Source organism: Enterobacter cloacae complex sp. 382A5, from assembly GCF_050031095.1.
In the GTDB taxonomy this organism is placed as follows: Bacteria; Pseudomonadota; Gammaproteobacteria; order Enterobacterales; family Enterobacteriaceae; genus Enterobacter; species Enterobacter cloacae.
Map to the genome: position 1 here is coordinate 3,526,998 of NZ_JBLGVK010000001.1, position 15,823 is coordinate 3,542,820.

Sequence of the window (15,823 nt, forward strand, 5' to 3'; positions counted from 1 at the left end):
TCGCTCTGATGTTGCCACTCTGCATTCTGGCGGGCATCGTTCGCGCTGAAAATAAATACGGTGAGCGCTGTTTTAAATAACAGTTACTCCGCCGGGGGCGCGCTTTACCCTTAACAGAGATGGCTCATCTTGCTCGCCGTTAACGATAACTCTGCTGGAGTACTCACTAAATGAGCCAAATCTCTGTTATATCGAAACTTACGGGTGTGGAAACCACCACGGAAGGCACTCAGGTTACGCTGAGCCATTCCTCTATCGTTGAGCTTAAGGTAGAGCGAGCCAATGTCGCTGACTTCGCCCGCAACGGTAACGATCTGGTGATCACGCTACACTCCGGCGAGGTGATTACCGTTAAAAATTTCTTCGTCACCGATGCGCAAGGGGCGAGCCAGCTGGTACTGCAGGACAGTGAGGGCGCGCTGTGGTGGATTCAGGACCCCGCCGGGGCGGCCACCTATGAATCTATTGCCTCCACTGACGTCCTGCTTGCCGCATCCGGAAGTGATGCAGGCGGCGCGGCCATCTGGCCCTGGGTGCTGGGTGGCATTGTCGCCGCGGGTGGCATCGCGGCGGCGGCAAGCACCGGCGGTGGCGGCGGTGGGGATGACGATGATGACAACGGCAGCAACCCCGGCACGCCGACAAACCCTTCCGATCCAGATACCACTCCGCCGAATGCGCCGTCCGGCCTTCAGTTCTCGCCGGATGGTAAAACCGTCTCCGGTACCGCCGAACCGGGCAGTACCATCACGCTGAAAGACGCCGACGGCAACGTCATCGGCACCGGCAAAACCGGCAGCGACGGTAAATTCACCATCGACCTGGGGACGCCGCTGACTAACGGCGAACAAATTACCGCCACCGCGACGGATTCTTCCGGAAATACCAGCCCGGGCACGACCATAACCGCTCCGGACACCACCGCGCCGGATGCCCCGGACATCCTGCTGGTAAATGACGATGCCGGCGACAAAGCGGGCCCGCTGGAAAACGGCCAGCGCACCGATGATGCCCGCCCGACCTTCAGCGGTATCGGCGAGCCAGGCAGCACCATCACTCTCTACGATAACGGCAAGCAGATTGGCACCACCACGGTGGATGCTAAAGGTAGCTGGAGCTTTACCCCCACCACCGATCTCGCCAACGGCAGCCACACCATTACCACAACCGCGACCGATGCGGCAGGCAATACCAGCCCGGCATCCACTGCCGTCAGTTTTGTTGTCGATACGGTTGCGCCCGGCGCGCCCACCATTAGCAGCGCAACGGACGATATTGATCCCGGCAAAGGAACGGTAAGCAGCGGAGGTAGCACTAACGATCCGCGTCCTCAACTTTCGGGGACCGCCGAACCAGGCTCCACCGTAACCATCTATGACGGCTCTGTCGCTATTGGCACGGCGGTCACCGGCAGCAACGGCACGTGGACCTTCACGCCCTCGGTCAATCTGGGTGAAAGCACCCACCAGTTCACCGTTCGGGCAACCGATGCCGCTGGCAACACCGGACCCGCCTCTCCGGTATTCACCCTCACCGTGGATCTCACCCCTCCGGCAACGCCCACGGCGATTGTACTGAGCGATGAGACCGGGGCCATTAAAGGCGCAATTACCGCAGGCCAGTTCACCGACTCCTCTGAACCACTGCTGGCGGGACGGGGAGAGCCTGGCGGTACAATCCTGGTCTATGACAAAGGTGTGCTGATTGGGCAAACCACCGTGCTGCCAAACGGCACCTGGAGTCTCAGGCCAGACAACCCGCTCGCGGAAGGCCCGCACTCGATCACCATTAAACAAACCGATGCGGCGGGCAACCAGAGCGCAGAATCCCAGCCAGTAAACTTTACCGTCGATACCACGCCACCGGCGCTGCCCGTTATTGCCATTAACCCGGTGGGAACCCAGGTTACCGGCACCGCCGAGCCAGGCAGCAAAATCGTCATCACCAACAGCAACGGCGACGTGATTGGCCGCGCCACCACTGACGGCAACGGTAACTTTGTTGCGACCCTTTCGCCTGCACAAACAAACGGCGAACAGCTTTCGGTGGTAGCCACTGACGCGGCGGGCAACCAGAGTCCGGCGGCGTCCCTCACCGCACCGGACACGACACCCGATATCCTCTCTGTGGTGGATGATCAACCCGGCGTCACAGGCCCCATCAGCCAGAATGGGATCACCAATGACCGCACCCCTACCCTGAACGGCACGGCGGAGCCAGGCTCGACCATCACCATCCATAGCGGCGTCGACGTCCTCGGCACGGTCGTTGTTCCATCATCTGGGCAGTGGACCTTTACGCCATCCACCCCGCTGGCCGAAGGTGCCCATGTACTGACGGCGACATCAAGCAACGGTAACGTTTCAAACGCCTGGACCATTACCATTGACGGAACGGCGCCTGATGCGCCCGCCATCACCCAGCTTGTCGATAATGTCCCTGTGGGCACCGGCCCGGTGGGTGCCAACGACACCACCAATGACGCAACGCCGACGCTCAACGGTACCGGTGAACCCGGCTCAACGATCACCATCCGTCTGGATGGCGTCGATATTGGCACCGCGGTGGTCGGTAGCAGCGGCGCGTGGACCTTTACGCCCACCACGCCGGTTGGCGACGGCACACATACCCTGACCGCGATCGCCACCGATGTCGCCGGTAACACCAGCCCGGTATCCGGTGGATTTACCTTTACCGTTGATACCACCCCACCGCCGGTCGCGACGCTGGCAACCGTCACCGACGACGCCGGAGACGTTAAAGGCCCGCTCAGCAGCGGCGATACCACGGATGACACCCAGCCGTTACTTCAGGGGAGCGCCCCAGACGGCACGGTCATCACCGTGTATGACGGCACCACGCTGCTCGGTACCGCAACGCTCGACGGCAGCGGCGGCTGGAGCTTTACCCCTACCACGCCGCTCACCGACGGCCCGCATTCGCTGACGATCCATGCCACAGATGCCGCCGGGAATACCTCGATTTCGGATCCGTTCGAGCTGGTGATCGATACCGTCGCACCGGCCACACCGGACACGCCAGCCATCACCGTAAACCCGGATGGCTCAGCACCCACGTCGCTGAACCCGGGGGAAACCACCCGTGATACCACGCCGACGCTGAGCGGTACCGGTAATCCAGGCGATACGGTGACGATTTACAACGGCACTGACAAAATCGGTGACGCCGTGGTGGACGGCGACGGCAACTGGAGCTGGACGCCATCCACCGACCTGCCCAACGGCACCTATGACATTACCCTGACCGTCACCAACAAGGACGGCGCGGGCAACGAAAGCGCCCCGTCCCAGCCGGTGACTATCACCATCGACACCGACGCGCCGGCCGCGCCCGCGGTCCCGGTCATTACCGACAGCGTCAGCCAGATAACCGGCCCGGTTGCCGATGGCGAAACCATCAACGATCCGCGTCCGGTACTGAGTGGCACCGGTACGCCAAACGATGTGATTACCATTTATGATAGCGTTGATGGCGGCACACCAACCGCCGTGGGTACCGTCACGGTAGACGGCAACGGCAACTGGAGCTGGCGTCCTGAAAGCGCTATTGACGAGGGCAGCCACGAATTTACCGCTACCGCCACCGACGAGGCGGGTAACGTCTCTGACCCTTCTACGGGGATCACTATCACCGTCGATACCCTCGCACCGGATACCCCGGTGATTGGCGCCATCGCCGGTGAGCCGAATGGCGGTGTTACTACGGATACCACGCCAACCGTCGGTGGAACCGGTGTGACGGGTGAAACGGTAATCGTCTATAACAATGGCGTCGAGCTTGGACGCGTGGTTGTGGCTAACGGCGAATGGTCATTTACCCTGCCCACGCAGACGGATGGCCCGCTGAACATCACCGTTGCGGCAGTCGACGCTGCGGGTAACGTCAGCGCACTCAGCCCGGTCTTTACCGTCACCGTCGATACCACTGCACCTGAGATCCCGCAGATCAACAGCGTTGAAGAGAGCCAGCTCACCAACGGGACGCTCTATACCCGCGACGGTACGCCAACCCTCAACGGCACCGGCGAGCCGGGCTCCACCGTGATTGTCAGCGTGGACGGTACGCCATCCACAGTCCAGGTCACCGTCCAGCCGGATGGGACCTGGAGCTGGACCGCCGACACCACGCTGGCGGAAGGCCCACACAGCTTCACCGTCTCGTCGGTCGACCCGGCAGGTAACGCTTCCGGAGACTCTGCACCGCTTGCCGTCACGGTGGATACCGTGCTTCCGGCAGCGCCGGACAATATCAGCGTGGCTGCACAGGGGACGCCGCTGACCGGTACCGGCGAAGAGGGTGCCACCATTATCGTTACAGACGCCAGCGGTAACGTGATCGGTACCGGGGTGGTCTCCGGCGGCAACTTCTCCGTGGCGCTCAGCCCGGCCCAGCAGGACGGCGCGGCGCTGACCATCACCGCCACGGATGCCGCAGGGAATCTCAGCCCTGAAGCCTCCTATACCGTCACCGGTACGCAGCCGAACCTCCCGGACGTGCCCGTCATTACGGTCATCAACGACGATACGGCCCCGGTTACGGGCGATGTGAAAGACAAAACCACTAACGACACGACGCCGACCCTTGTCGGGACAGCAGAGCCAGGCAGCATAATCACTGTCTATCAGGATGGCGTGCAGGTTCTGCTGCCAACCGTGACCGCCGATGCAAACGGCAACTGGAGCTATACGCCAGCTCTGCCGCTGGGTGAAGGAGCGCACACCTTTGAGGTCACCGCCACGCTGAATGGCGAAACCAGCGGACGTTCGCCGGTGGCGACCGTCACCGTTGATCTCACCGCGCCTGACGCGCCTGCCATTGGCGCGGTTATTGATGATGTCGGCCCAGGCACCGGTCCACTCACGGACGGACAGACCACCAATGACAACCGCCCAACCCTGACCGGTAGCGGCACGGCGGGCGATACTATCTCCATTTACAGCAACGGCACCCTGCTGGGCACCACCGTGGTCGGCCAGACGGGTAACTGGAGCTTCACGCCATCCGCGCTGGCGGAGGGAAGCAACGAGCTGACCATCCGTGAGACCGATCCGGCGGGCAACCAGAGTGCGCCATCGGCAGGCTTCACCATCGTGGTTGACACCAGCTCCACCACCCCGGTGATTGTTAACGTCACCGATGATGTCGGCAACACCGCCACGACCGTGGTCAGCGGCAATACCACCAACGACGCAACGCCTACCCTCTCCGGTACGGCGGAAGCGAACAGCGTGGTGACGATCTTTGATGGCAATACGCAGATTGGCATCGTCACGGCGGACGGTACCGGCGCGTGGAGCTTTACGCCTGAGACCGCCCTCGTCGAAGGGTCGCACAGCTTCACCGTCAAGGCCACCGATCCGCAGGGTAACGTCAGCCTGTCGTCAAACGCCTGGAGCGTGGTGGTTGACCTGACGGCGCCGGCGGTCCCCGTGCTGGAAACCGTCAGCGACAACGTGGCGGGCGGGATTGTCGGTAATCTCACCACCGGCCAGGTCACCAATGACACCACGCCAACCCTCAGCGGGACAGGCGCTGTCGGCAGTACCATCCACATCCTGAACAATGGCGTGGAGATCGGTACCGCACCGGTAGACAGCAACGGCAACTGGAGCTTTACCCCTAATCCGGCGCTGGGAGATGGCAGCTATAACATTCGCATCAACGCCAGCGATGCCGCCGGTAACGTCTCAGCCAACTCGCCGGTCTTCGTCTTCACGGTTGATACCGCCGGTCCTTCCGCGCCGGTGGTCACCAGCGTGATTGACGATGTCGGTCCGGTCACCGGGACGCTCACCAGCGGCAGCAGCACCAACGACACGAAACCCACCTTCAACGGCACGGGCGAAGTCGGTGCCACGGTGCACATCATTGTTGATGGCAGCGAGATTGGTACCGCGGTCGTCAATGCTCAGGGGAACTGGACCTTCACCCCGGGCACGGCGCTCACCGAAGGACCACATGCCATTACCTTCAACGCCACCGATGCAGCAGGCAATACCGGCAGCACGTCGGCACCGATTAACCTGACGGTGGATACCTCCGCCCCGACAGCGCCGTCCATTTTGACCGCGAGCGATAACGTGGGCAGCGTTCAGACACCGCTCTCCTCCGGGCAGAGCACGGACGACACCACCCCAACCCTTAACGGCACAGCCGCGGCCAACGCGACCATCACGGTCTATCAGGACGGCCAGCAGGTCGGCACCGCCCAGGCTGACGGCAGCGGCGCGTGGAGCTTTACCCCGTCCACCACGCTGGCGAATGGCAGCCACACCTGGACCGTCACGGCCACCGATGCGGCGGGCAACGTCAGCCCCGCATCGCCTGACTTTACGCTGGTGGTGGATACCACTGCGCCTAACGCGCCGGTTATCAGCCAGGCGGTTGATGACGTGGGCACGATCACCGGCCCGGTCAGTTCCGGACAAAGCACCGACGACACCATTCCGCGTCTCGTTGGTACCAGCGAGCCGTTTGCCACGGTGAATATTTATGAAGGAACGACGCTGGTGGGCACCGGTACCGCGGATGCCAGCGGAAACTGGAGCATTCTGCTGACCACCACGCTGGCAACCGGTCCACATAGCTTTACGGCTCAGGCGACGGATGCGGCAGGTAACACCAGCGCGCCGTCAGCAACCTTCAACCTGACCATCGACACCACGCCGCCTGCGCAGCCGGTGCTGAGCAGCATTGTGGATGATGTCGGCAATGCCGCTACGCCTGTCGCCAATGGCGGATTGACCAACGACGCGCAGCCAACCCTCACCGGGACGGCGGAAGCGGGCGCGACGGTGAAAATCTTCGATAACGGCGTGCAGATTGGCAGCGTTGTCGCCACCGGCGGTAACTGGAGCTTTACGCCATCCCCGGCGCTCAGCGATGGTCAGCACAGCCTGACGTTTACCGCCACCGATGCGGCGGGCAACGCCAGCGCACCCACCACCGGGTATGTGATCAACGTGGATGCCACCGCGCCAGCCGCACCGGTCATCAGCGCGATTGTAGACGACGTGGGCAGCGTTACCGGGCCGGTGACGGGCAATAACCCGACCAACGACACCCGACCAGCGTTGAGCGGTACCGCCGAAGCCAATGCGACGGTGCGTATCTACGACGGTAGCACGCTGGTTGGCACGGTCACCGCCGATGCCAACGGCAACTGGACGCTGGCGCAGACCACCACCACGCTGACGGAAGGTTCGCACAGCTTCACCGCCACCGCCACCGATGCCGCGGGCAATACCAGCGCGCCATCAACCGTGACCACAATCCTGGTGGACCTGACGGCACCGGGCGCACCGACCAGCCTGCAGGTGATCGCTAACGGAACCCAGGTCACCGGTACCGCGGAAGCGGGCAGCACCGTCACCATCACCAGCGGTAACGGTACGGTGCTCGGTACCGCGACGGCAGACGGTAACGGCAACTTTAGCGCTACCCTCACCACGGCGCAGACCAACGGTGAAGCCCTGCTGGTCTACGCGACCGATAAGGCCGGTAACGCTGGCGTAAGCGCCTCGGTGGTTGCGCCATCAACCAACATTCCAAACGCACCGGTTATCGCCAACATTGACGATAACGTCGGTAGCGTTACCGGAGGGCTGACCAACGGTAAAACCACCGATGACACAACGCCAACCCTGAGCGGCACCGCACAGCCGAACGCCACCGTCACGCTGTATAACAACGGCGTGTCGATGGGTACGGTAGTGGCGGATGCCAGCGGTAACTGGAGTTTTACGACCCCGGCATTAAGCGAGGGCTCACACGCCTTTACCGCCACGGCGACCAACTCAGCCGGTACCAGCCCGATCTCCCTCTCGACAACCGTTATCGTCGACGTGACGGCGCCAAACGCGCCTGCCGGGACCTTTAACGCTGACGGCAGCGTATTGACCGGTACGGCGGAAGCGGGCAGCACCGTCACCATCCGCCTCGCGGACGGGTCAACGGTGACCACCACCGCAGACAGCAATGGCGCCTACAGCTACACCTTCCTCAACAAGCAGACCGAAGGCCAGACGCTGCAGATCACGGCCACCGATGCGGCGGGTAACACCTCGCAGCCGGGCTCGGTCCTTGCACCGGTGGTGCCGCTCTCTGCCAGTAATAACGTTGAAGAGCTGGATCTCAGTACCACCGCCACCGTCACCAACAGCCAGTACAGCGACTATGGCTTCTTGCTGGTGGGCGCCGTAGGCAACGTGCTGACCCTGCTGGGCAACGATACAGCCCAGGTTGAGTTCAACGTGGGCAGCGGCGGCAGTGCGGATATTGTGGTCAATGCCAACGCCACGGGGGCGGTGCTTTCGCTGCTCAACACCCTGGAGCTGGTGGTGCAGCGTTTCGATACCGTCAACAACACCTGGACCACCGTCGTGGATACCGGACAACCGCAGTTCGCCGACCTGCTGACCCTTGGGGCCACCGGCGTGTCGCTGAACCTGACCGGGCTCGCTGATGGCCAGTATCGCGTGCTGAGCTACAACACCAACCTGCTGGCAACCGGCTCGTACACCAGCCTGGATGTGGCGGTGAAAGAGACCAGCGCCGGGACCGTAACGGGCGACACCAGCCTGGACGGTAACGTGATCCTGGATACCGATCCTACCGCAGGCAGCGATAACGCTCCGGCAGGTACGACCGTCTCCGCCGTGACCAACGCGCTGGGGGTCGCCACCAGCGTTAACGCCGACGGCACGGTGATTCAGGGGCAGTACGGTACGCTGACCATTAACCGCGACGGCAGCTACACCTACAACCTCACCGACACCAGTGCCGCGGTGATTGGCCGCACGGAGAGCTTCACCTACACCATTACCCATAACGGTGTCAGCGCGTCGGCGAACCTTGTGCTGTCGCTCGGTTCGGGCAGCGTGGCGAATGGCATTGTCGCCGTAGACGACGCGGCTTCCCTGACCTTCGACACCACCGTCCAGGCCATCGATAACGGCACATCGTCGCAAAGCGGCTTTACCCTGGTGGGGATCAATCTCGGCAACACGCTGGGGCTGAACCTGCTGGACGATATGACCAACCCAATCATCTACACCGTGGAGGAAGGTACAACCCGCACCATGACGATTCAGGCCTCCGTGGGGGGCGTAGCCCTGGCTTCGGTGTTCGACCTGTACGTCTATAAGTTCAACAACGCGACCCAGACCTTCGAGCAGATGCGCGTTGAGCCGGGCTGGCTGCGTGCGCCGCTGCTGGGCGGCACCTCCTCGCAGCTGACGCTGAACCTGCCTGCCGGGGAGTATCTGTTCCTGCTCAATACGGCGGCAGGGATCACCGCGCTGACGGCCTACACCCTGAGCGTGCTGCAGGATCATGTCTACAGCGTCTCCAGCATCGGGGAGAGCACCACGGGGGATGTGCTGGCAAACGATCCGGTGCCGGATGGCACGGTGGTGACGGAAGTGAACGGTGTGGCGGTTAACAGCAGTGGAACAACCGACATTCAGGGAGAATACGGCACGCTGACCATTGATTCGTCCGGCCAGTACACCTACACCCTGAATAGCGGCGTGGGTGCGGACCATATCAGCACGCCGGACACCTTCGTCTATACCATTACGGCACCAAACGGCGCGAAAGATACGGGCTCGCTCAACATTACCCCAACCGCGCGGGCAATGGATGCGGTGAACGATGTCAGCACCGAGATGAGTGTCACGTCGGTACACCATACCTCGGCTTACTCTGATACGGATGTGGGGAGCGCCAGTTGGAGCACGCTGGCATTCCCATCATCAGGAAGTGGAAGTGGCACCTTTGTGGTAGATACCAACACAGCTCTGCATAATGCAGTGCTGCATTTCAATGTGGCCTCGCTCCTGTCTCTGGGCGGATTGACGGTTAACTGGACGTTATCTCAGGACGGAACAACAATACGTACCGGTTCATTCAACGGCGGAATATTGCTGGGCGGTAATGCGGATATCCCTTTAACTGGCCTTGATCTAAACGCAGGCACTTACACCCTCAGCTATACCGGTAACGTTGGTGCACTAGGCGTGGGAACCATCACTATTACCCCTAGTGTCACGGGTACCACCTACTCGCTGACCCAGTTCGACTCCACCAGCGGCCACACCGTTGACGGCAATATCTTCGACGGTACGAATTCCGCCGGGGCGATGGATCAGCTGCAGTCGGTCGATACCCGCGTGACCATTACCGGCTTCGACGGCACCACCACCACGCTGGATCCTTACACCGGCAGTACGCTGGTCAACGTCACGGGTCATTACGGCACGCTGTCGATTGGCGCAGACGGCCACTACACCTACACCCTCAACAGCGGGGTGTCGCTCTCAACCATCACGTCGAAGGAGGTCTTCAACTACACCCTCACCGATGCCAACGGCAATACGGACACTGCCACGCTGACCATCAATATGGCGCCGCAGTTCGTCAGTTCTGAGCATAACGATGTCATTACCGGCACCGCGTACGGCGATACGCTGATTTATCAGGTGCTGAACAGCACCGCAGGCAACGCCACCGCGGGTAACGTCAGCAGTACCGCCGGCGATCACTGGACCAACTTCTCGCTGGCCCAGGGAGACAAAATTGACATCGGCGATCTGCTGGTGGGCTGGAACGGCAGTGCGTCAACGCTCGGTAATTACCTGCATGTGACGAACAGCAATGGCAGTACCGTGATCGCCATCGACCGTGACGGTACAGGAAGTACCTATACCAATACCACGCTCGTGACGCTGGATAACGTCCAGACCACCTACGACGAGTTAGTTAACCAGCAACACATCGTGACCTGATAGCACCTGTAGTACCTGACCCGGGCGCACTGCGCCCGGGCATAAACAATAAAGCTGTACTTATTTTTTATTAGGGACATGACATGGGAAAGATGATGCCTTACTGGTGGCTCTCGTGCTGCCTGATATCTGTGCCCGCACTCTCCGCTAATCCGGCGGCGATGATTAATACCGGACAACTTCGCGAAACGCAGGAACTCCCCTCCCTGAATGGCCGCGTGGCGCCTGTGGCGGGCAAGGCCGCCCCCGGCACGCTGCAGCTTGGCGACGCCGTCAACCGCGCCGTCACCTGGCACCCGGCCATCAGTGAAGCGGTAGGAAAACTCTACCAACAGAGTGAAGAGGTGGACGTCGCCAAATCGAAATACTACCCGCAAATTAACGCCGGTATGGACAATGGCTATACCCATGATGGCGACGATAATGGCTTTACGCCATCGCTGGTGCTCTCTCTTTCCCAGATGCTGTACGACTTTGGCAAGGTGGCAAGCCAGGTGCGTGCCGAAAACGCCGGGGTTGCCCAGCAGCAGGCCAACGTGCTGGTGAGCATCGACACCATCGCCCACGATACCGCCATCGCCATGGTGGAAGTGCAAACCTGGCAGCAGATGGTCGATACCGCCAAAGAACAGCTCGACGCTCTCTCCTCCATTGGCAAGCTGACCCGCCAGCGTAACGACGAAGGGGCTACCTCGCTCTCTGACGTGGTGCAGACCGATGCCCGTATCGAAGGGGCCCGCGCCCAGCTCATGCAGTACCAGGCCAGCCTCGACAGCGCCCGCGCCACGCTGATGAGTTTTCTCGGCTGGAACACCCTCAACGAGGTGGGCAACGATTTTCCGCAAAAGCTGGCCCGCAGCTGTGATATCGCCGAACCGGACGATCGTCTGGTGCCAGCGGTGTTAGCGGCCTGGGCGCAGGCGAACGTCGCGCAGGCCAACCTTGACTACGCCAACGCCCAGATGACTCCGACCGTCTCGCTGGAGCCGGAAGTGCGTCACTACCTCAACGACCGCTATGCGGGTAACGAAACGCGGGATCGCACGCAATACTCCGCGTGGGTGAAAGTGCAAATGCCGCTCTATCAGGGCGGTGGTCTCACCGCCCGGCGTAACGCTGCCGGACACGCCGTGGAAGCGGCGCAATCCACCATTCAGCGCACCCGCCTTGAGGTTCGCCAGAAGCTGCTTGAGGCGCGCAGTCAGGTGATGAGCCTGCTCAGCACCCTGCAGATCCAGGGTCGTCAGGAGGCGCTCAGCGCCCGCACCCGCGAGCTGTATCAGCAGCAGTATCTTGACCTTGGCTCACGCCCGCTGCTCGATGTGCTCAACGCCGAGCAGGAGGTCTACCAGGCGCGTTTCACCCAGCAACAGACCCTTGGCCAGCTGCATCAGCTGCAGCTCAACTGCCTCTACAACACCGGGCAGCTGCGCCATGCGTTCGATCTTGATAACCGCACCATCCAGACCGTGGAGATCCAGCCATGAAAGAGCGTGATATGCCGCAAGCTGAGCCCATGACGGATGATGCCCTGGCCCAGTGGGCGCAGGCCTTTGGCTTTATTGCCACGCGCTACCGCGTCGCCTGCTCTCCCGGCGCGCTGCTGGCAGGCGCACCGTGGCTGAAAGGCAAACCGATGGTGCCCGCCCTCACCCAGCTCGCCCGCGAGGCGGGGCTGTCGTTTCAGCTGCTTACCGCCAGCCAGCAGTCGATCAACAGCTGGCGTCTGCCGGTGGTGGTGGCGCTAAACGACGGCAGGGTTGGCGTGATCGAACATTTCGACGGCGACGATACGCTGGAGGTCAGCTTCTTTGACGACCAGACCTACACCAACCGTTTGTCGATGACGGCGATGCTGCCCGCCATCCGCCACGTTATTGCCCTGCGTCCGCTGGCAGCGCTGAAGGACAGCCGCGTGGACGCCTATATCTCAAAATACCGCCCGGACTGGCTCTACCGGCTGGTGATGCGCGACCTGCGCCCCTACAGCTGGGTGATGCTCGCCGCGCTGTTTATCAATGTGCTGTCGCTCTCCGGGATTGTCTTTTCCATGCAGGTGTACGACCGGGTGATCCCCGCCCAGTCCTACCCGACGCTGTATGTATTGACCATCGGGGTGCTGATCGCCACCCTGTTTGGCTTCGTGTTGCGCGTGGCGCGCGGGCACATTATGGATCTGCTGGGTAAACGCTCGGATCTGCGCGTTTCGGATCGCGTGTTCGGTCACGCCCTGCGGCTGCGCAACAGCGCGATCCCACGCTCTACCGGCAGCTTTATCTCCCAGCTGCGCGAGCTGGAGCAGATCCGCGAGATGGTCACCTCCTCCACCATCTCGACGATTGTCGATCTGCCTTTCTTCTTACTGTTTGTGGTGGTGCTGGCGATTATCGCCCCGCAGCTGGCGTGGATCGCCCCGGTGGCGGCGGTGATCATGGTTCTGCCCGGCCTGCTGCTGCAGAAGAAACTGGCGGAGCTGGCGAAACAATCCGCCCATGAATCGACCCTGCGCAACGCGGTGCTGGTAGAAAGCGTGCAGGGGCTGGAGGACATCAAGCTGATGCAGGCGGAAAACCGCTTTTTGCAGCAGTGGAACAGCTATATCCAGATCACCGCGGAATCTGGCCTGCGTACCCGCGAGCTGACGCAGAATCTGATCAGCTGGGGGATGACCATCCAGAGCCTGGTTTACGCCGCCGTGATCGTGGTCGGCGCGCCGATGGTGATCGACGGCACGCTGACCACCGGTTCGGTGGTCGCCGCCTCGATGCTGGCCTCGCGCATGATCGCCCCCATGGCGACGCTGTGCGGCGTGCTGGCCCGCTGGCAGCAGGTGAAAGCAGCAAAAGAGGGGCTGGACAGCATTATGCAGTTACCTACCGAGAACCAGCGCGAGGAGACGCCGATCCGCCAGGACGTGCTGCGCGGTCACTACCTGTTCGAGCAGGCGCAGTTTCGCTATCACCCGGAGGATCCGCGCATGGCGCTGCGCATCAACCATCTGGAGATCAAGCCCGGTGAGAAAGTGGCGATCCTCGGGCGTAACGGCGCGGGCAAATCAACCCTGCTGCAGGCGATGGCAGGCGGGATGGATCTGGCGGGCGGCGAGCTGCGGCTCGACAACCTCAGCCTGCCGCACCTCGACGTCGCCGATGTCCGGCGCAACGTCGGCTTTATGACCCAGAACGCACGGCTGTTTTACGGCACCCTGCGGGAAAACATCACCCTCGGCATGCCGCGCGCCACCGACGAGGAGATTTTCGCCGCACTGGAGTTAACCGGCGCGGCGAGCTTTGTGCAGAAGCTGCCGAAGGGGCTGGACTATCCGATCATGGAGAACGGCGTGGGGCTCTCTGGCGGCCAGCGGCAGTCGATCCTGCTGGCGCGCATGCTGCTGCGCGACCCGAATATCGTCCTGATGGACGAACCCACCGCCTCGCTGGATGAGCATACCGAACGGGAGTTTATCCAGCGTCTGAGCGCCTGGCTCGGCCACCGTACGCTGATCGTCGCCACCCATCGCGTGCCTGTGCTGGAACTGGTCGAGCGGGTGGTGGTGCTCAAGGAGGGCATGCTGGTGATGGATGCCCCGAAAGCGCAGGCGCTGAACAACAGCCGCATGCAACAACAGCAGGCAGCCGCCGCAAGGGAGTGGAAAAATGAAAATCAGTCAGCGTGATGCCGCGGCAATGGACGATCTGGATAATGCGCTCGGTTCTGAAAGCGGCTACACCGGCGCGCGACGAATCGTGATCCTCTCTCTGCTGCTGTTTATCGTCCTCGGCATCTGGGCCTGGTTTGGCGTGCTGGATGAGGTCTCAACCGGTACCGGCAAAGTGATCCCCAGCTCGCGCGAGCAGGTTTTACAGTCGCTGGACGGGGGGATCCTCACCGAGCTGAACGTCCACGAGGGCGATCAGGTGCAGGCCGGACAAGTGCTGGCGCGCCTTGATCCCACGCGTTCAGAATCAAACGTCGGCGAAAGTGCGGCACGCTATCGCGCCTCGCTGGCCTCCAGCGCGCGCCTGTATGCCGAGGTGAACGATCTGCCGTTGAAGTTCCCCCCTTCGCTGAAGGAATGGCCGGAGCTGATTGCGGACGAAACGCGGCTCTACAACTCCCGCCGCGCGCAGCTTGAGGATACCCAGCGGGAGCTGCGTGCCGCGCTCGATCTCGCCAATAAGGAGCTGGCGATCACCCAGCGGCTGGTTAAAACCGGGGCCGCCAGCCACGTAGAGGTGCTGCGCCTGCAGCGGCAGAAAAGTGACCTGGAGCTGAAGCTCACCGACGTGCGTTCGCAGTATTACGTTCAGGCGCGCGAGGCGCTCTCAAAAGCCAACGCGGAGGTGGATATGGTCTCGGCGATCCTGAAAGGCCGTCAGGATTCCGTCACGCGCCTGACGGTGAAATCGCCGGTGCGCGGGATCGTGAAAAACATCAAGGTCACCACCATCGGCGGCGTGATCCCGCCCAACGGCGAGCTGATGGAGATCGTGCCGGTGGACGATCACCTGCTGATCGAAACCCGCCTCTCGCCGCGCGATATCGCCTTTATCCACCCGAACCAGGAAGCGCTGGTCAAAATCACCGCCTACGACTACGCCATTTACGGCGGGCTGCACGGGGTGGTAGAGACGATTTCACCGGACACCATCCAGGACGAAGCCAAGCCGGAAGTGTTCTATTACCGGGTGTTTATCCGCACCAGCCAGGATTACCTGGTGAATAAAGCAGGCAGGCACTTCTCAATTGTGCCGGGGATGATTGCGACGGTGGATATCAAGACCGGGGAGAAAACGGTGCTGGATTATATGATTAAGCCGTTTAACCGGGCGAAGGAAGCGCTGAGGGAGCGGTGATGAAACGCCTTACATCATTTCCTGAAGCCGCCTCGCAGGATTGGATTTCTCCTGGATAACCCTCTTCTTTTTATGGTTAACCGGGCGTATGTTCCTCCCACGCCAGCAAAATCTGGCGTCGGGATTGGCATCCCGGTTATGATTGGAGACGGCGTAAGT

4 protein-coding genes are annotated in these 15,823 nt (G+C 61.7%); all 4 read left to right on the top strand.

Annotated elements, in window-relative coordinates:
- The first annotated feature begins 170 nt into the window (after window positions 1-170).
- The gene (locus ACQG2G_RS16595) at window positions 171-10,808 is read left to right on the top strand and encodes a BapA/Bap/LapF family large adhesin (protein ID WP_248078635.1); all 10,638 of its coding nucleotides are present in this window, start codon (window positions 171-173) and stop codon (window positions 10,806-10,808) included.
- 83 nt (window positions 10,809-10,891) lie between these two features.
- A complete protein-coding gene (locus ACQG2G_RS16600; RefSeq protein ID WP_045294743.1) occupies window positions 10,892-12,295 on the top strand; it encodes a TolC family outer membrane protein in 1,404 nt (467 codons plus the stop codon).
- Window positions 12,292-14,484: a type I secretion system permease/ATPase gene (locus ACQG2G_RS16605; protein ID WP_061771961.1), complete on the top strand. Its 2,193-nt coding sequence runs from the start codon at window positions 12,292-12,294 to the stop codon at window positions 14,482-14,484. The genes ACQG2G_RS16600 and ACQG2G_RS16605 overlap by 4 nt, the downstream gene beginning before the upstream one ends.
- Window positions 14,485-14,494: 10 nt before the next feature.
- The gene (locus ACQG2G_RS16610) at window positions 14,495-15,664 is read left to right on the top strand and encodes an HlyD family efflux transporter periplasmic adaptor subunit (protein ID WP_086528237.1); all 1,170 of its coding nucleotides are present in this window, start codon (window positions 14,495-14,497) and stop codon (window positions 15,662-15,664) included.
- Window positions 15,665-15,823: the final 159 nt, after the last annotated feature.